16 protein-coding genes are annotated in these 18,154 nt (G+C 40.6%); 10 read left to right on the top strand and 6 right to left on the bottom strand.

Annotated features, from left to right (window positions below; translation table 11 throughout):
* Positions 1-17: 17 nt before the first annotated feature.
* From BVC88_RS04240 to BVC88_RS04225, 4 genes are read right to left on the bottom strand one after another with little or no spacing between them, the layout of a single operon-like run.
* On the bottom strand, positions 18-1,646 hold the full coding sequence (locus tag BVC88_RS04240) for a hypothetical protein (RefSeq protein WP_075349369.1): 1,629 nt from the start codon (positions 1,644-1,646) through the stop codon (positions 18-20).
* A gap of 2 nt (positions 1,647-1,648) precedes the next feature.
* On the bottom strand, positions 1,649-2,803 hold the full coding sequence (locus tag BVC88_RS04235) for a DUF4249 domain-containing protein (protein ID WP_075349368.1): 1,155 nt from the start codon (positions 2,801-2,803) through the stop codon (positions 1,649-1,651).
* Positions 2,803-5,544, bottom strand: a complete 2,742-nt coding sequence (locus tag BVC88_RS04230; protein ID WP_075349367.1) for a TonB-dependent receptor — start codon at positions 5,542-5,544, stop codon at positions 2,803-2,805. The genes BVC88_RS04235 and BVC88_RS04230 overlap by 1 nt, the downstream gene beginning before the upstream one ends.
* Positions 5,541-6,269, bottom strand: coding sequence for a hypothetical protein (locus BVC88_RS04225; protein ID WP_075349366.1), 729 nt, complete (start codon positions 6,267-6,269; stop codon positions 5,541-5,543). Before BVC88_RS04225 ends, BVC88_RS04230 begins: the two co-directional genes overlap by 4 nt.
* Positions 6,270-6,379: 110 nt before the next feature.
* Here BVC88_RS04225 and BVC88_RS04220 point away from each other — a divergent pair, with 110 nt between their 5' ends.
* The 4 genes from BVC88_RS04220 (at position 6,380) to BVC88_RS04205 (ending at position 12,558) form a co-directional block, all read left to right on the top strand.
* Positions 6,380-7,291, top strand: coding sequence for a sugar phosphate isomerase/epimerase family protein (locus tag BVC88_RS04220; protein WP_075349365.1), 912 nt, complete (start codon positions 6,380-6,382; stop codon positions 7,289-7,291).
* Positions 7,292-8,076: 785 nt separating this feature from the next.
* The gene (locus BVC88_RS04215; protein WP_075349364.1) at positions 8,077-11,223 is read left to right on the top strand and encodes an Eco57I restriction-modification methylase domain-containing protein; all 3,147 of its coding nucleotides are present in this window, start codon (positions 8,077-8,079) and stop codon (positions 11,221-11,223) included.
* Positions 11,224-11,480: 257 nt separating this feature from the next.
* Positions 11,481-11,996, top strand: coding sequence for a hypothetical protein (locus tag BVC88_RS04210; RefSeq protein ID WP_139316522.1), 516 nt, complete (start codon positions 11,481-11,483; stop codon positions 11,994-11,996).
* Positions 11,997-12,126: 130 nt separating this feature from the next.
* A complete protein-coding gene (locus tag BVC88_RS04205) occupies positions 12,127-12,558 on the top strand; it encodes a putative quinol monooxygenase (protein ID WP_075349362.1) in 432 nt (143 codons plus the stop codon).
* 755 nt (positions 12,559-13,313) lie between these two features.
* Here BVC88_RS04205 and BVC88_RS04200 read toward each other — a convergent pair.
* Positions 13,314-13,793 carry a hypothetical protein gene (locus BVC88_RS04200; RefSeq protein WP_075349361.1) on the bottom strand — a complete coding sequence of 160 codons (480 nt, stop codon included), beginning with the start codon at positions 13,791-13,793 and terminating at the stop codon, positions 13,314-13,316.
* 807 nt (positions 13,794-14,600) lie between these two features.
* On the opposite strand from BVC88_RS04200, the gene BVC88_RS21115 reads away from it, so the two are divergent.
* Positions 14,601-14,813, top strand: a complete 213-nt coding sequence (locus BVC88_RS21115; protein WP_139316521.1) for a hypothetical protein — start codon at positions 14,601-14,603, stop codon at positions 14,811-14,813.
* 350 nt (positions 14,814-15,163) lie between these two features.
* Here the strand turns inward: BVC88_RS21115 and BVC88_RS04185 are convergent, their stop codons facing one another.
* Entirely contained in the window at positions 15,164-15,523 is a 360-nt protein-coding gene (locus tag BVC88_RS04185; RefSeq protein ID WP_075349358.1) for a hypothetical protein, read from the bottom strand.
* 108 nt (positions 15,524-15,631) lie between these two features.
* Here BVC88_RS04185 and BVC88_RS21280 point away from each other — a divergent pair, with 108 nt between their 5' ends.
* The 5 genes from BVC88_RS21280 (at position 15,632) to BVC88_RS04160 (ending at position 18,105) form a co-directional block, all read left to right on the top strand.
* Complete coding sequence (locus BVC88_RS21280; RefSeq protein ID WP_175574369.1) at positions 15,632-15,805, top strand: hypothetical protein; 174 nt, start codon at positions 15,632-15,634, stop codon at positions 15,803-15,805.
* Positions 15,802-16,095 carry a hypothetical protein gene (locus tag BVC88_RS04175; RefSeq protein WP_075349356.1) on the top strand — a complete coding sequence of 98 codons (294 nt, stop codon included), beginning with the start codon at positions 15,802-15,804 and terminating at the stop codon, positions 16,093-16,095. The genes BVC88_RS21280 and BVC88_RS04175 overlap by 4 nt, the downstream gene beginning before the upstream one ends.
* A gap of 79 nt (positions 16,096-16,174) precedes the next feature.
* Entirely contained in the window at positions 16,175-16,471 is a 297-nt protein-coding gene (locus BVC88_RS04170) for a hypothetical protein (protein WP_075349355.1), read from the top strand.
* A 114-nt stretch (positions 16,472-16,585) separates the two neighbouring features.
* Positions 16,586-17,359, top strand: coding sequence for a carbonic anhydrase (locus tag BVC88_RS04165; protein ID WP_083638995.1), 774 nt, complete (start codon positions 16,586-16,588; stop codon positions 17,357-17,359).
* A 50-nt stretch (positions 17,360-17,409) separates the two neighbouring features.
* Entirely contained in the window at positions 17,410-18,105 is a 696-nt protein-coding gene (locus BVC88_RS04160; protein ID WP_075349354.1) for a DUF2490 domain-containing protein, read from the top strand.
* Positions 18,106-18,154: the final 49 nt, after the last annotated feature.

The following is an 18,154-nucleotide window of genomic DNA, read 5'->3' as shown; positions in this document are numbered from 1 at the left end:
TTTGATGTCAAAGTAACCTAGTTCACTTCAAAATATTTGAAGGTTGTCTGCTTTTTTCCATTGGAATCAAGGTAATCTAATCGGACTCTAAACTTGCCCTTTGTGGCCGGAGCTTTCAAGGTTACTTTATTTGAGGTCAAATTTGAATTGGCTGTTTCCGACCAAAACAGAACAGTGCGCCAGTCCAAAATTCTCGAATCAGAATCTACGGCTGCGAATAGGTTTTCACTTTCCAAAACTTTTGGTAGTATCCCTTGGTAGTCCAGGTACATACCATTGGTTGGAATAGGAAAACCGCCGAAGTTATTATTGTAGGAACTGAAGCTAATCACTCCAGGAAATACCTCCTCGTTCAGGTAGAAATTCCGAGTCAGCACTTCTAATTTCTGTAAACCTTTCGGGTTAAAAGCCGCCAATAAATCAGAATCAAAGACTGGCATAGCATCCACCAGCATCAAGGGATTATCGTCAAAAATTGCCCCTCTCACTTTATCAAGAACCCGATATTCCTTTCTTTTTTGGACAGTTTTCACACCAACTTCAGGGACATACTCTTTAATGACCACTTCCACCGATTCAAAACGAGTATAATCATCGAGATTATACGTCTGATCCTCTACAAATCCAGTTACTACCGGAAATGGACTGCTGTCAAATTCCTGCACAAAATACCCTTCAATCTGTCCCCCTCTCAACAACTCCTGCAAATAGGCTTGATCAGCCGGTGAGATTGTCAAGAAAGGAAAAGTGAAACCAGCCTTAAACTCTGTTTTAGGGGCAGGAGACACAATGGATAGATCCAACAAACTTTTGTTGTTATTTGCCTGGGCCACCATAAATCGCCAGTTTTTCATCCCTCCAGCATCAAAAAACAATGACCCGTTTTCATCAGGTCTATCAGTGAATAATGCCGATTTAGCACCATGCACAGAGAGGTAGTAAAGTTGTTCAGCGTCTGGATTCTCTTGGTCTAACTTTGCCTCCACGATATGTCCAAACAGCTCAGGTACCAGCGTCCGAGGTGCAACCCCTTGGTAAATCTCTGAAGACAAAATAATGCTTTGATTTTCCAAGAAAGGATTACTAACAGAAACTGCCAGCTCCAAATCTCTGACTTCCTGATTCAGCGTAATTTCAATTGTTTCCCCAGCTTTGACTTGATTAGTGGATATTGAAATTAGATTATCTTTTGGCTCAGCACTGTTAATTGTCTTGCGACTGGCAACCACCTCAGGAGGAACTGCACTATTGAAAATGGTAACATATTGTTGGACAAGACCTGACTCTAAATCCAAATAAGGGCTTATACGCGTAAAAACACGCAACAAATAATGATCTGAAGGCAGATTGGCCGGAATCCTCAGGAAGTTGAAGGCTGCTCCGTCAGTCAGCGGCATTTTCGCAATGGCTACTGACTCATTGTAGCGGTTTACTAATTCTGCATAGATAATCTGAGAAGGTGCCGGGATACCATCAGCAAAAGCCTCTGCTTTAATCCATATTCGTTCCCCTCCGAAGTAAATGTTTTTTGGAATGGAAAAACTGACTTGCTCAGGATCCAACTTGGGAGTCTGCCCAAACGCAGTCTGAGCAATTAGGCTAATTATTAGTCCTAAAAATAATGCTGATTTTTTCACCTGATTCATAATTAATCTACCCAAAAGTCAGGTTTAACATTGCTACCACGCTGCGTACAATCCACACAGATCAAAGAAGAATACCGATAACCTATAGGATTGAAAGCATTCTCTGGATAGATCGGTAGTGCAGGAATATTGACGCCTGAACGGAATCTTGAATCATAATCTCGAATCAATACTGTATCGGCCGAAAGAAGACAATTTTCATATTCGGGAACTTCCGCTCTCCAAGGTGCCACATCCCGAATGTCTATAAATAATCTTCGCTGCTGTACTTTCCCCAATCCAACTTGACCTATAACAGGTACATTTGGATTTTGATCCTGAGTCATATTTCCTGTGACTATTGAAGGTAATGGACTGAAGATCGATCCCAAATCATCGGTATTCTTCTTCAAGATCTCCCAAAACTCTGAAGCATCTTTGGTCAGTGCCTTTTGCGAAATCAAAATACTATAGCGAATGGTAAGCCGCTCATCACCCTGATTAATCTGATTGATAGTCTGCCTAAACACAAACTGATCTTCAAATCTGGAGGAAGTCTCTAAAATCAAATCTGAGTTTCTTTTACTCAAATAGCACAAATCTATTCGCTCATCGGGAGCCCGAAGCACCACATCCTTTTGCTCTGGATCATATTTTACCTGAGAAGTAATCGGAGGCCGAAATTGCCAGGTCTCATCAAAGGTCCATAGAAAATCATCAGCTTCAGAATTTCCTTTTGTAGTCAAAAAGATCTCTACCCCAGCTTCATTTTTCTCAAAACCCACATCAATAATATCAGGGGTAATCAATGGAGTCAACCGAGTAGAAGAGTAGCTGGTCCCGTCGGGAAGAAATATCCGAAGCACGTAAGTGTCACTTTCTGAAATATCATGCTTGAATTCATAACTGCCATTTCCCAACTCTACCAATCCAAATCGCTCCCCTTCAGAACTCTCCAAATAGACATTTGCACCAAATACCTTGGAGCTTGAATTAAATTCATCCTGGATATTTCTGGTATAAGACAGATCCAGGATACTTGGCAAACCTTCTGAGTCTAAATATCCTTCTACTACAAGTACATTCAAATCTGTGGCTCTAATTTCTGGTTCAAATGGCTCTCTACATCCTATCAGGATAGAAAAGCAAAACAAAACTACTAGCTGAATTCGTCTCATTAGAACCTGAAATTATATGTGATGAAAGGAATTGGTCTTGCAAAAATGGACAATTGATACCCGCGCAACTGACCTTCCACTGGAGTGTAATAAACAGAATAAGGATTGCTTCTACCTAGCACATTGTAAACTCCCGCTGACCAAGAGGCATGTGCAAGTTTGTTGACTTTGTGATTCCCTTCCAGATTGATAGAGATATCAATTCGGAAGTAATCCGGGATTCGGTAGGCATTTCGATCGGAAAAGTAAACTCGCTCCGATCCAGCATATTCAAACTTTGAAATCGGAAGTGTCACAGGTCTTCCTGTACTGTAATTTCCGTTTATTGAAGTGTTCAATCGCTTACTCAATTCATAATTGGCAACCAAAACCACATGGTGTGGCTGATCAAAATTACTGGAATAGAAATCTCCGTTGTTGATCTTTTCAATGCTTGGCTCATCAGAGGTTTGCATCAGGGACCTAGAGTAAGTGTAGGCCAAAGAGCCTTTAAGAGCCCCTGTATTCTTTTTGAGGAGTAATTCTATTCCATAGGCTTTGCCTACAGAGTTGAGCACATCTTGCTCAATATTTTCATTCAGAATAATCGTAGCTCCGGATCGGTAGTCGAGCAGATTGTTCATATACCGATAGTACACCTCTGTCGAAAACTCAAGTCTGTTTCCTGCCATATTTCGGTAGTAGCCCAAAGAAGCCTGCCCTCCTGTTTGTGGTTTGATATAGCTATCACTCAGTTTCCATGAGTCAGTCGGAGCAATAGCTGAAGTATTGGAGAGTAAGTGCAGATTCTGACGCATGGTATTGAATCCAAGTTTTACCGAAGATTGATTGTTCAGATTGTATCTTCCTGAGACTCTAAACTCCGGCCCATGATAGGTTTTGACATTCTCTCCCTTTCCAAAACTCTCTTCCCCTATCACATTGCTTTCCGTAATTGGAGCATCTGGTACATATTGATTCACTGTCAAAGGACCATATAATTGATAGAGCATATATCTACCTCCATAACTTATCGACAGGCGCTCATTTACAAAAAACTCATCGCCTATATAGATCGAGATCTCCCGGGCTTGCTCATCCTCCAGATCTTCTTCAATGACAATAGATTCTGCTCCAAAAGGACTATTTGATCCCGGATTTAACTGATACTGTATCGCATGCAGACCAAACTTCAAAATATGACGCTCATTTTTGCGGTATTCAAAATCCGCACGAGCATGGATCTGCCCTACATCAAATTTGAAATCAAAGGAATTCAGAGGATTGTCCTGACCGATGATCCCAAATTGATAGCTATCGTATCCTGCCGTGAATTTTCCCTCCAATTGATCATTGAAAAAATGTCTCCATGAAAGGGCAAGATTTAGGTTTTGATACGAATAGGTGGTATCAGGATCAAAGCTGAACTCATCGCTGCTCAAATAACTGGTAAATTCAAGGGTGTTTTTTTCATTGATCTGATGCCTGATATTCGCATTCAAATCATAGAATGAGGCCTGAGAGCCATTTAGGGCTGCTTCGTCTTCAAGGAGATTCAGCGCCCAATTGGAATAGGTAGTACGGCCTCCAACAATAAAAGTGGTTTTATCACTGATCGGACCTTCCACACTTAGTCTCCCAGTCATGATCCCTATCCCTCCACTCACTCCGATCTTATCCGATTGTCCAAATTTTGGAGCGACCTGAAGCACCGAAGAAAGTCTCCCCCCATAATTCACCGGAACAGAACCTTTATAAAGTTCTACTCCTGAGACCATATCAGGATTAAAAGCTGAGAAGAAACCAAATACGTGAGCGGGATTGAAAACCGTGGACTGATTATATAAAATCAGATTTTGATCCGCTGCACCACCTCTTACATTGAATCCTACACTGGCTTCACCGACGGTATTCACACCAGGCATAGTTAATACCCCTCGAAGTACATCCACTTCTCCTAATACAGCCGGAAGTCTTTTCACTTCAGCCATACTGAGTGATTGCACTCCCATTTCCAGTTTATTGATATTCGAAAGTGCTCCCGAACTCACGACAAATTCATCCAGAGAAAGGACGCTTTCCTCGATTCGCATATCCAATATTCCATCTCCCAAAAGATCGATCTGTCGCTGCTCCTGAAATCCACCTATATTTTGAACGGTGATGGCATGTCTCCCTTTGGGAAGGGTAAGCTTGTACCGACCGGATGCATCTGTGACAATTTGGGTGTAATTCACTTTTTCCAGAACTACTGCCCCATTTATCGGCTGACCTGTTTCAATACTTGTGACCACTCCGCTAAGAGTTGCTGTTTTCGAGTTTGGATTATCTGATGCCCTACCGATCACAAATCGTTTATTTTTTGCAAAAGCCTCAAGCGAATCCGAACTGGAACTCACCCCTTCCGTGCGCTCTTGAATCTCGAAGTAATCGGAAGGAAAATCTAAGGTCAACTTTCTACCTTTCGTGATCCAGACTTGGTTACTTTTATCAATCAGGTAGGTGATTCCTTTTCCTTCAAAAATCTGATCCAATGCAGGTCTCAAGTCTGAGTTCGTCAACTGAAGATTTACAGTTAATTCTTCTACGTCAGATTCTTTATAAAAAAACCGATAAGCTGTTTCCCCTTCGACTCGATCTACAAATCGATCGAAACTTAGACCGGCATACATTCCTGAAAGCTTGGTTGGAGTAGTAGTTTGTGAAAATCCAACTTGGAAAACACTAATCAACAGGATAAAAAAGAGTACAAACTTTTTCATTTGACGAAACCTTCAAATTCCTGATCAGAATCTACTCTCAACTGAACTAATCTCGCGAGATATTCTTCCATATTTCTTTTAAAATCAAGGGGATTACCCTTAAATGATTTCTTCACTTCTTTTTTATCCAAGCCCAATAATTTGATCGCTTGTGACTTTCTACTTACGGGTTCAAACTGTCCTTTATTCCAAAGAAAAAAATTACTGTACTCAACATACTCCTTGGTATACTGGCCTAGTTCTTTTACGGGCTTAAGGACTTTGTAGTGCTTAATCAACAACTTTATCTCTCCATCAAAAGACACTTCATAAAACCCATTTTCATGATGTGTGTAAGAATCATTGCCTTTGAAATTTCTGAAAACTGAGCCATCACTCAATTTGAATTCATCTACTTTCTCAGACTTTATAAGAATTTTTTGATTGTAAATCGGATGAAAAGTAATCACCCAGTCCGCCTGACTATCGTAAAGTAGCGGAACCTCACTGTAGCTTACTTCATTGATTTTTAACACCCCGGGTTCAAATACCCGAATATTGTAAAACGGAAACCCGTCAAAATTCTTAGGTGCATCAGCGTATAGGCCACCGGAAATTAACTCTTGAAAAAAAGGTAACTGATCCTGATAAAGCGCCAAATAGCTTTTTGGCTCCTGAACTACCTGCCCACTTGCCGACCATCCCAAAAAAAGAAAGGCACTGAGAAAAAAGGTTATTTTTAGCATATAAATCTATTGCACGATAGTACCGAAGAAATGATTCAAATCTTGAAAGATATTCATGAAAGGCTAAAGTAGATTTTAAATGGATAAGACCACCCATACTTTAAAGACTTATGATCAATAGAAGAACCCTGCTCAAATCGCTTGCACTCACCACCGCAGCCCTTCCACTTGGATCTGCTTTCGCAGCAACTACCCCAAAAGCTGAAACTCAATTTCTGTTTTCACTAAATACCAGCACCATTCGAGGACAAAAGCTCAGCTTACCTGAGATTATCGAGCTGGCAGCCCGAGCGGGTTATGATGGCTTTGAGCCTTGGATGATGGAGATTCAGGGGTATCTGGAAACAGGAAAATCCTTGGCTTCCTTAAAAAAACTGGCTTCGGACGCAGGCCTTAAATTCTTTGATTGCATTGGATTTCCGACTTGGATGGCTCAGGATTCGGAGAAAAGTAAGACAGGTTTTGTACAGATGGAAAAGGAAATGGGGATTCTGGCTGAGCTCGATTGTCCTAGAGTGGCGGCTCCGGCCATTGGCACAGAAGCTCCACTCGATCTGATGCAAGCTGGAGAAAAGTACAAGCGACTGCTCGAACTTGGCAGAAAGACAGGAGTAATGCCTCAGTTGGAATTTTGGGGAGCTTATCCTTCTTTCTATCATTTGGGACAGGCGATGGCTGTAGCTGCTGCAGCGGATGACAAAGACGCAAAAATCCTGGCCGATATCTATCATCTTTTCCGTGGCGGTTCAGGCTTCGAAGGCATGCGCATGCTGGATGGGCATGCCATTGATATTTTCCATATGAATGATTTCCCGGCAGACATCCCACGTCTGGAGCAGCAGGACAAGGATCGCGTTTTCCCGGGAGATGGAGCCGCGCCGATCAAGGAACTCTCCGAAGTATTGAAATCAAAGGGAGGTGAGATTATCCTCTCGCTGGAGCTCTTCAACCCGACCTACTATGCGATGGATGCGGAGTATGTGATTACAACAGGGTTGAATAAAATGAAGCGGTTTTTCTAAAAATAAGAGATAAGAAAGACGAAGTACTAGACCGTTTCAGGCGAGGGTTAACCTTTGAGGTTTTTTTAACCTCGAAGGTTTGGATGAAAGCAATTGTCAGAGGCTTAGCAGATGGCTCTTACCAGAAAGAGATAAGAAAGACGAAGTAGGAGTCCATTTCAGGTAATTGCGTTTCGTGGAGACACGAATCGCGGCAGAATGAGGATATATCTAGCATTCAACCCTTTTAGGGTTGGTGTAGGTATCGTTGGCATTGTTTCCCCCGGTACCCCCGATCGCTATCGAGGGTACCGGGGGTTATTGAGAGGTTCGACCACTTCGTGGTCTTGTTTTATAAAGGTTCCAATTTTCCGCACAGGTTTGTACCAGCTGATTTAGCGACAAAAGTTTGAACACATCGAGATCATCCATTACTATAACTCCTATCCTAATATGATCCTGAAAGGATCAAACCACTCAACAGCCCTAGGAGCAGTTACGCTCTTTAAAATTATGATCCTGAAAGGATCAAATCTGTCAATAACCATGGGTGCAACCCATGGCTTAACCAATACCAATAGGAATCAAATGACCCCGGCTGGGGTCTAACTTTTTACAACCAATCCATAATAAGTTTTAGAACCCAAAAATAAATCTCTGATAATCTTTTCCGTCAAAAACTGACAATTCGAAAAATTCAACTCCCAATCTTTCAGTTATTTTTCTATTTTGGCTAATAATTTAGCTTTCTGCCTAAGCAAATGTCTTTATTTCCCTCTTACCTGGTTGTAGCTTAAAAATTTTTCATGGCCCTATTTCAAAGTTCAGTTCTTAAAAAACACCTCTCCAATCAAGAACATGCCACCATGCATGCCGCTTTTGGGGCTTATTTGTCCTATTTCCACGATCCCATGCGTCGGGAAAATATCCGGGCTTCCAAGGAAGAACAGTTTCAGGAGGGATTTCTCAGAGAATTATTCGTCAATATCCTAGGCTATACCATCAATCCCGATCCGGACTATAACCTCACCACCGAACTCAAAAACATCAAAGATAGTAAGAAAACGGATGGTGCTATTCTGAAAGATGGCAAAGCACTTGCCGTGATCGAACTCAAAGGAACCGACACCAAGGACCTGGAAAAAATCCGTGATCAAGCCTTCAATTATAAAAACAATCAGCCCGACTGCATCTATGTAATCACGAGCAACTTCGAAAAGCTGCGCTTCTACATTCACAATGCAGTCGATCATGTCGAATTCGCTATACTCCACATGCAGTGGGAGGAATTCAAATTGATGTGGCTACTCCTGCAAAAGGATAACCTGCTCGCAGGAATCGCCCAACAGATCAAAACAGAATCCCTCCTGATCGAAGAGCAAGTCACCAAAAAACTCTATTCCGACTACTCCGCCTTCAAGCAGCAACTCTGGCAGGATATGGTCGCCAATAATCCCGGCATCGACGAACTCCTACTCTATAAGAAAAGCCAAAAGCTCCTCGACCGCTTTCTTTTTATCTTCTTTGCGGAAGACAAAGGACTGCTACCGCCAAACTCCATCTCCGAGATCGTCAAGCAATGGGACAAACTCAGGGAGATGGACGAGTACCGCCCGCTCTACGATCGGTTCAAAAAGTACTTCGGCTACATGAACTCCGGTCGGGTACAACCCGGCAAAGCCGAAATCCATGCCTACAACGGGGGACTCTTCGCACCCGATCCCATGCTGGACAATCTCAGCATCTCGGATGCACTGCTCAAAACCCACGTCCTCAAGCTCACCGAGTACGACTTTGAATCCGAAGTGGACACCAATATCCTCGGTCATATCTTCGAGCACAGTCTGAATGACATCGAGAATGTCCGCGCCTCGCTTGATGGCACCCAAGTGGACAAAAGCAAAACCAAACGAAAGAAAGACGGGGTCTTCTACACCCCGAAATACATCACCAAGCACATCGTGGACAATACCGTCGGCAAACTCTGCACGGAGAAAAAAGCCGAACTGGAAATCAACGATGAGGAATTCGCACGAGGAAAAGTCTTCAAAACCAAGGATGCGGAGCAAAAACGACGGATAGAACTCCGGGATAAACTCAATACCTATCGCGCATGGCTCCTTCAACTCGCAATCTGTGATCCTGCCTGTGGATCGGGCGCTTTCCTCAATCAAGTCCTGGAATTCCTAATGGGGGAGCATCGCTACCTGGACGAACTGGAATCCATGCTCTTCGGAAGCTCGATCATCTTCCCCAATGTGGAAAACCATATTCTGGAAAACAACATCTTCGGAGTCGATATCAATGAAGAGTCTGTAGAGATAGCCCGCCTTTCCTTATGGCTGCGCACCGCACAAAAAGGAAGAAAACTCAGTACCCTCAGTTCCAATATAAAGGTAGGCAACTCCCTGATCGACGATCCCGAAGTAGCGGGAGACTTGGCCTTCAATTGGCAAGATCAATTCCCAAAAGTCTTTGCCAAAGGAGGTTTTGATGTGGTGGTGGGAAATCCGCCTTACGTTAGAGCTGAATTATTGACTGAGTATCTACAGTATTTTTCCACAAAATATAATGTATATAATCCTGCTAGTGACTTGTTTGCATATTTCTATGAATTAGGAACTAGTTTGATTCATCAGGAAAAAGGTCTTATGGGTTTTATTTCAAATACTTTCGATAAAACATCTGCAGGTACTGTACTTAGAAAGTATTTAAAAGAGAAATCAAGAATTTTTGAATATATAGATTTTACGCAAGTACAAATTTTTGAAGGAGCAACTACTTATCCTGTAATTATAATATTAGATACTAACCTTGATAAAATATCTGAATTCCCATTTGTAAAGATTCCTAATTCAGCTCAAGCGACTGTAATTGACATATCTAATAATCCAAAGATTGATGTCCTTCAAAGTTCTTTAGAAGATTCATCATGGTCTTTCTTACCCAAAGAACAGATAACTCTATTTGGAAAAATTAATCGATTTGATTCTTTGAGACAAGTTTTCGGCAAATGTTATTACGGTGTAAAAACAGCGTTAAACGAATGTTTTATAACTGATGGAAATTTAAACTTATCTGAAAATGTGAAATTAATTTATGAAGGAAAGGAAATGAAGAAGTGGAATACTCCTAAACCTTCACAGAAACTTATTCTATTTCCGAGAGGATGGACAAAAAATAAATATGGTGCTGAAATAAATGAAGACCAGGCTCTAGAAAAAATGAAATCAGATTTTTCCGAGATAATGGAAATTCTTTTACCTAATCAAGAAGCAGCCAAAAAGAGATATGATAAAGGCGACTTTTGGTGGGAGTTAAGGAATTGTGCCTATTATGGTTTATTCAATGAACCAAAAATAATTTTCCCTAATCTTCAAAATGCAAATAAATTCTCTTTTGATGATCAAAGTGTTTATGTAAACGCCCCAGCGGTATTCATTCCCTCGGATCGGAAAACCCTATTGTGCATTTTAAATTCGAAAGTTGTCTGGTTGTTTTTAAAATCAATTTGTGTGGTAAGAAGTGGAGGATATATCGAAGTTAAACCTCAATATTTTGAACAAATACCTATTCCTGAATTTAGGCATGAGGGAAATTTCGAGCAGTTAGCTGATTTAATTATTGAGGCTACAGATAAAAAGCAGCTGGTAGAATCTTCTTTTCTTACCCATGTTTCTCATAAATTCTCAATAGACAAACCCTCCACCAAACTCCAAAACTGGCCTTCCTTAGATTTCAAGGGATTCTTGGGAGAGTTGAAAAAGGCCAAGGTGAAGTTAAGCCTAGGGGAAGAGGCCGAGTGGATGGCCTACTTCAATGAACAAAGAGCCAAAGCCCAAGCACTCCAATCAGAAATCAACCGACTCGATGCCGAAATCGACGCCTTGGTGTATGCCTTATATGGATTGACGGAAGAGGAGATTAGGATAGTGGAAGGGGGTGAGGGATGAATAATTATATAAAGGAAATTAAGGCGACATTTATCTTCTTAATTATTTTTGGTATTTTTTTCTTCTTTATTTACTTAATTAAGAATTTTGATCCAGATTATCCCTTTATGGGATATTTTGTAGGATACTTAGTATTTATCTCAATTTTAACAATATTGTCCAAATTCATTAAATTTAAAATATTTAAAAAAATTATAAATATTATTTCATTTCCAGCAGAATTATTTCTGATTCTTGGAGTTCTAATTCTACCCTTTATGGAGTTAATTAAGAATTCCATTTTGTATTTTGGTTTAGTAATAAGTGTTTCATATTATCTATTTTGGTCATTAGAATATTTTGGTTTAGTAGAATCTTCTACTTTAATTACATATTTGACATGGACTTTTGCTGTGTTTAGTGCTGTTATATTTAATTTCCAAATCAGAAAATTTATCAATTATATATCTCCTGGTAGTTCGGATAGTCCTGATAAAATTCTTAAATATAAAGAAATTTCAGACTATCTTCTTTCCGAAAACAACATACGATTTACTATTTATTCTGTTTATTTTATTGTATTAATATTTAATAATATTTTATCTTTTCAATCACAAGCTAGCGAAATAGATATTAATTTTAATAAGGCTATTTTACAATCTTTTGTCACATTCATTGCGTTCGAAAGATCTCTTTCAATTTTAAAAACATTAAAATTTAAACCTTCTGATTTACTGGATAAAATCCATGGAGCTATTTCAAATCATATAAAAGAAATCAATAAGAATAATTAAAGCCCCTCCAATCAGAAATCAACCGCCTCGATGCCGAAATCGACGCCTTGGTGTATAAGTTATATGGATTGACGGAGGAGGAGATTCGAATAGTGGAGGGGAATTGAAAAACTTGTAATTAAGAAAATATATGACGGTCTGCAATCTAATATCCAAACTGCAACTAAGATTTACCAAAGTCCTCAGCTTTGGTTTTTGCATCATTCTTCTGGTCTTAACATTAAGCACTCCTGCCCTCGCGCAGGAAAGGGATCAAATGGTACGATTTGCCAAGATTAAGGTGGACCCCTTGCAATTAGTGGAGTACACCACTGCACTCAAAGAGCAAATGGAGACAGCCGTCCGTGTGGAGCAAGGTGTCTTATCGTATCATGCAGTCGCAGATAAAAGTGATCCAACCACCATCACAATATTGGAAATCTATGCCGATTCTGCTGCCTACCAAACGCATATCCTTACCCCTCATTTTTTGAAATACAAGGAAACTGTAAAGGATATGGTCAAATCCTTGGAGTTGGTGGATCTTAATATAATTGGAATTGCAAAAAAGCCAGACCATTGAGTCTGCCCCACCTGAGCGTAGTTTATTGCTTTTCAGTTTTGAGGTTCGATGGACGCTGGGTGTAATCTCGAAAGCTTACGGGAGCAATTCCTCCCGATGTCTATCGTGGATCCCAAAAAGTTCACCCTCCCCCCCGAAATAATCGGGACAGGCATTTCAGGGTTATCGTCTTCCTCTCTTGTTCACCCTTTTCCCTAGGTTGCACCTAGGGCTCCGCCACGGCGGACGCGGTATTGAAAGGTTGGACGGCTTTGCCGTCTTTTTCAATCCCAATCCAATCTCCTTTTAAAATCGAAAAAAATAAATTTAAAAAATGACCACAATGTGGTCAAATCTTTCAATAGCCATGGGTTTCACCCATGGAAAAGGAATATCAAATGGATCACAAGGACCCCAGTGGGGTCGAACAATTTCCTAGAATCATTACGAGTTCATTTGACATGCAAGGATTCAAGTTAAGGTGTTCAACACCCAAACTTTATTGGTAATCACCTTAATTTGAGTGTTCAACACTCAAACTTGAGTGGTAATCACCTTAATTCGAGTGGTAAAGACTCAAACTTGACTGGTAATCACCTTAATTCGAGTAGTAATCACCTTAATTTAAGTGTTCAACACCTTAAGTTGAGTGGTAAAGACTCAAATTTGAGTAGTAAACACCTTAATTCGAGTGGTAATAACTTAACGTAAGGATTCTGGACTGCACATAAAAAAACCCGAGGCGATTGCCTCGGGCTTTAGGATGATTATTCAACTTATACTCCTGCGGGGTCTCCGTTCCTTCGCTTGGATCTTCGCTCGTAGCGCACGGCGAGATCTTCATACACTTTTTTGGAATTAGGCATACCGTCTTTGGCAGCGATCTGAACCGAGCCATAGTACTTATTGGCTTGATCGAGTACTTCTGCCCCAGCTTCCAACAGGGTATCATCCAGATTGGAACAAATCTGATTGAGAATGTTGAAGACAGATCCTAATTGGTTGATCAATGTCCAATCCTTGTTCATCTCATCTACATTGTTGTAGGGAGATTTGAATTCGGGATTGATCTCTACATACTCCATGACCTTCTCTACAAAAGGTCTGGATACCTCTCCCATCTTGTTGAGGTTCCTGCGCTCCTCAATGGTAAGGGAAATCAAATTAGGCTCTAATTTGGCCTGTAACACTGCGATCGCTTCTTTGATCTGCTTCAGATCCGCTGTTGGGATCATGTAGGAAATTTTATTCTCCATTGTAAAAATTGGTTAAGTGAAGATTGTTTAAAAACTTACGTTTAAGTTAAATCCTTTTATTTTAAAACCAAACACCTAGGTTAAATTATTTTTTCAGTTCAATAAAGGGAATTCTGGAAAATCAGAACATCGCATGGACATCGACTATGCTGTTTTGTAATTCCACCTTGCGTTTCGTGGGGACAGTAACCGAGGCAAAGTTCAACCCTTTCAGGGTTGACATTCCCATCTCGAATCCTTAACCTCCGGTTGCACCGGAGGCTATTGAAAGGTTAGATCCTTTCAGGATCATCTTTACGTATTGATATTTGAAGACAAAAAATCCACATCCCATGTTTGCAATTAATTGTATTTCGTGAAGAAACGAACCACAGAAAAAGAATTCTAAATACCCTTTGTGGCTTTCACGAAAACCTTTGAGGGTTCCCATACCATTGTCGGGAGCGGTAAAAAAAACCTTTGTATCCTTGATTTAATCCTTTGCGCCCTTCGTGGCTAAAAAAATCCCACTACCCGGACTGGGTGTAGAAGAATGTTTGCCTGGGCGTAATCCCGACAGCAGTACGGGAGTAATTACACCCTTATATCAGATAGAAATTTACAATTCCCCCTCTAAGTTCAACCCCATTCAGGGTTGTCGTCTACCTCTCTTGATCACATTTTTCCCTAGGTTGCACCTAGGGCTCCGCCACGGCGGACGCGGTATAGAAAGGTTGGACGGCTTTGCCGTCTTTTTCAATCTCAATCCAATCTCAAGCTAATTGCGGTTTGTGGAGACTCAAAACCAGGCATTGACAATTTCGGTTTGTGGAAACACAAACCGGGGTAAAAAAATCCGTATCCATCCTCCCGCATATTCTTTTGTTTTCCAGATGGAGATCCTGCGCGGGAGTGGGATTGATTGTTATTTCTTTTACCATGGGTTCCGCAAGCTCCACCCATGGTCATGAATGGTTTTGTGCCTTCGGCACTAGCGCTAGACTAGGTGAATTTCTTGCGATTCGTGGAGATAAGAACTGAGGCAAAACGTCTTTGCGAGACCTTCGTGGACTTTGTGGTTAAAAAAAACCTTATAATCCGCAGTGATTGAAATTTCAGATTTCTGAATTAAGCTTTCTGATTTTAAATCCTTTGTGTCCTTTGCGAAAACCTTTGTGGGCTTTGTGGTAAAAAAAAATCCTTCATATGCTCAATGGTTGAAATTTTCAGATTTCTGAATTAAGCTTTCTGATTTTAAATCCTTTCTGTCCTTGATTTAATCCTTCGTCACTTCTCTCCCCATGGATTTTGATCCTAAGTCTTTTTCATTTAAGATTAAAAGAAAGAGCACAAGTGTCATCACTTATGCTCAACCTACTTCCCTTTCAATTTCACTCTTGAGAAGGGACCAAATAAATCCTTCCTTGGTTGTATTCCGTTAGCAATATGGCCTCTTGGAACACGGCTTCGAATCTTTTTTTCAATATTTGGGTATTTCCGTAAAATTGGGCTACCAGATTTAAATTTTTATCTACCAAAGTCAGTGACGGTAGTTCCGGCAAGCCATCCAGTTTTATCTCTATCCGCAAAGACTCCTCTTCTAAGGATATGGCGGTAGAATCGGAATCCCTCAAGGTGGTCCCCTCTACCATTCCCAAAGTGCCCAAACTTAAAGTGAGCAATAACATAGTCTTTCGGGCTTCTAAACCTGTTTTGTTTCTCCATTTCGAAAGAAAATTAAGTAGTTTCATAATAATTGGTTTTTGATTTTAAGGGAGTGCAACGGAGCTTATTGGAACAAGGTTACAGAAATTAGTTTTGCATTCCCTTCAAAAATAAAATCAAACTCCCGCACCTTTTTGCCCGTATCCCTGCCCAAAATCAATTATTATAAAATCGAGCATGACGATAACGTCACACAGTGGGATGTCCCGATGGCTATCTGGATCGAAATGCGAGACTCTCCCGATCCCGATATGTATCGGGACGGGACAGGCTATATGACCATTAAAAATCAAATTATAAACAGATGAAAAGCTATTTCTTAAAAATCAGCGGATTGGGGATATTTCTCTTGCTGATCAGCTCATGTGGAAATTCCGCAGAAGAAATTTCAAAAAAACTTTCCAGAGCTTTGGAGCATGCCGAGGCCTTGGATTCTCTAGTCAATCAGGAAGTAGAGAAGGTCCTTACCTTAGATTCCCTGATCAATCAAGAAACCGAAAAAATCCAAAAACTGGATTCTTTGCTAGACCGAACCAGCAAGAAACTGGACTCGATCTCCCAAGGTAAAGATGGGCTGATTAATAAATTGATCAACTAGCCAATTCTAGTTACTAGCAAGCTTCAAAAAAAATCAAACCTTTTCCTCCCTACCAAGTTCATAGACCAAAGATTCAACCATGTATTTACCAAAGCAGCTTATTTCTTGTTTGATTTGCGCGCTGATGCTCCTTGTAGGAGTTTTGGGTGACAATCATTCTGCTTTGACTGCTGACAAGGATAGTTCAATTGAAATGAACTTGGAGTTGGAATTAGAAGGAGAAGAAGAAGTTAAAATGGAGTGGTTTGTGGAAAAATCTTTAGGAGAAATGATTGTCCCTAGTACTTTTCTAGGTCCAAAGCACAAATGGATCACTTTATTTTTTTCAAGCCTTGATCAAAAGGCTGCCGAAAATCCCCCCGAACACCAAGCCTAGCCTGTAGAAGAAATCTTCTTTGGATTACTCCTAGGCTGGGACTAATCCAAAGAAGTCCTACTCCTCCTGAAAAGGACGAGACCCCCTTATTTCACTACTTCTAAATCAAAAAAAATGAAAACCAAAACATGGTTAGCATTTGTTGCTATACCCTATTTCTTTGTATTGACGATATTTTCATCTCAAGCACAATCAAGCTCCGAAATTAACAGACTTCTCGAAGTAAAAGAGGGAGAATATTTTGCAGACCGAGATACCGCATTTGCGGATCCCTATTATGGGATTAAAAAACTCATCTATGGCAATCGAAGATTTGCAGAGGATAAAAGTATCCGTCCCCGACAAACTAATGCAGATCTAAAGAACAACTCAGGAGGTCAGGCTCCGTTTGCGACCATCGTGGGATGTGCAGACAGTAGGGTTCCTAACGAAATCATCTTTGACCAGGGAGTTGGAGATATTTTCATCACCAGAACGGCAGGCCAAGTCATGGCAGAAGCCTCCTATGGCACCATAGAGTATGGATCCGCCGTGTTAGGCACAAAATTAATTGTAGTCTTAGGGCATGAATCCTGTGGAGCAGTGGATGCAGCAATGAAGTTGCCCGAAAACCCTCCTGGTCACGTAGTAACGCTGATCAATGCTATCAAGCCTGCCTCCCTCAAAGCAAAGGCAGCCAACCTCCCAGCAAAAGAAGCTTTAGATTTTGCCATTCGGGAAAATGTAATCGAACAAGTAAAAGAATTGAGAAGCCTGGAACCAGTACTTAGTAGAAAATCAGATGCTGGAGAAGTCCTAATCGTGGGCGCAGTTTATGATCTCAATACAGGATATGTAAACTTTATAGAAGAAACTATAACCAGTTTGCCTAAATTTTCCAAAAAATAAAATGGATTTTCGGGAATTCGAAAAGACCCGGATTCCCAAATTACTTCTCCATGAAAAAACTCTATGTCGCCATTTTCCTGCTATTAATCTGCACCGTAGGAAAAGCCCAAACTAATTTTAACCAAGATCAACTTGGTGCATGGTATATGTATTTCTTCACGAAAAAATTCCAGAATAGTCAATTTGGAATTCAAGGAGATTATCAATATCGGTCTTGGAATCTAGGCTCTGATAAAGAACAATTGTTGCTTAGAACAGGTCTAACCTATACCCCGAAAAATGCCGTAATCACCTTTACCGCCGGATATGCCTTTATTTCTTCAGGAGCCTTTGGTGAAGATGACTTAAACACAGCTGAAAATAGAATCTATCAGGAAGCTCTTTTCCCTCAAAAAATCGGAGGGAGATTTTTTCTGACGCATCGATTGAGGTTTGAACAACGTTGGGTCGAAAACCAAGATTTCAGAACTCGCTATCGGTATAATTTATTCCTAAACGTACCCTTAAATAAAACTAAACTCGAGAAAAATGCGCTTTATCTAGCCCTCTACAATGAGATTTTCATTAACGGCCAAAAAGAAATTGGAGATGGGAGAAGCGTTCAGTTCTTTGACAGGAATAGAACCTATCTGGGGCTAGGGTATGGACTCCAAAATAATTTGAGAGTTCAATCAGGCTGGATGAAGCAAACCACTAATGAATGGGCTAAAGGCCAACTTCAGTTTAGCCTTCATCATAATTTTTAATTTGGTAGGTTGGTTTATTGTCTTTTAAAAATAGGTGGGGAAAATGTCC

Source organism: Algoriphagus marinus (assembly GCF_001936475.1).
Lineage (GTDB): Bacteria > Bacteroidota > Bacteroidia > Cytophagales > Cyclobacteriaceae > Algoriphagus > Algoriphagus marinus.
Note: the sequence above shows the minus strand (reverse complement) of the source record. Positions and strands in the feature narration are given on the sequence as shown.

Bases quoted from the DNA above. Each gene is read 5' to 3' on its own strand.
- BVC88_RS04240 (WP_075349369.1), bottom strand. From the start codon at position 1,646: ATGAATCAGGTGAAAAAATCAGCATTATTTTTAGGACTAATAATTAGC.
- BVC88_RS04235 (WP_075349368.1), bottom strand. From the start codon at position 2,803: ATGAGACGAATTCAGCTAGTAGTTTTGTTTTGCTTTTCTATCCTGATA.
- BVC88_RS04230 (WP_075349367.1), bottom strand. From the start codon at position 5,544: ATGAAAAAGTTTGTACTCTTTTTTATCCTGTTGATTAGTGTTTTCCAA.
- BVC88_RS04225 (WP_075349366.1), bottom strand. From the start codon at position 6,269: ATGCTAAAAATAACCTTTTTTCTCAGTGCCTTTCTTTTTTTGGGATGG.
- BVC88_RS04220 (WP_075349365.1), top strand. From the start codon at position 6,380: ATGATCAATAGAAGAACCCTGCTCAAATCGCTTGCACTCACCACCGCA.
- BVC88_RS04215 (WP_075349364.1), top strand. From the start codon at position 8,077: ATGGCCCTATTTCAAAGTTCAGTTCTTAAAAAACACCTCTCCAATCAA.
- BVC88_RS04210 (WP_139316522.1), top strand. From the start codon at position 11,481: ATGGAGTTAATTAAGAATTCCATTTTGTATTTTGGTTTAGTAATAAGT.
- BVC88_RS04205 (WP_075349362.1), top strand. From the start codon at position 12,127: ATGACGGTCTGCAATCTAATATCCAAACTGCAACTAAGATTTACCAAA.
- BVC88_RS04200 (WP_075349361.1), bottom strand. From the start codon at position 13,793: ATGGAGAATAAAATTTCCTACATGATCCCAACAGCGGATCTGAAGCAG.
- BVC88_RS04185 (WP_075349358.1), bottom strand. From the start codon at position 15,523: ATGAAACTACTTAATTTTCTTTCGAAATGGAGAAACAAAACAGGTTTA.
- BVC88_RS04175 (WP_075349356.1), top strand. From the start codon at position 15,802: ATGAAAAGCTATTTCTTAAAAATCAGCGGATTGGGGATATTTCTCTTG.
- BVC88_RS04170 (WP_075349355.1), top strand. From the start codon at position 16,175: ATGTATTTACCAAAGCAGCTTATTTCTTGTTTGATTTGCGCGCTGATG.
- BVC88_RS04165 (WP_083638995.1), top strand. From the start codon at position 16,586: ATGAAAACCAAAACATGGTTAGCATTTGTTGCTATACCCTATTTCTTT.
- BVC88_RS04160 (WP_075349354.1), top strand. From the start codon at position 17,410: ATGAAAAAACTCTATGTCGCCATTTTCCTGCTATTAATCTGCACCGTA.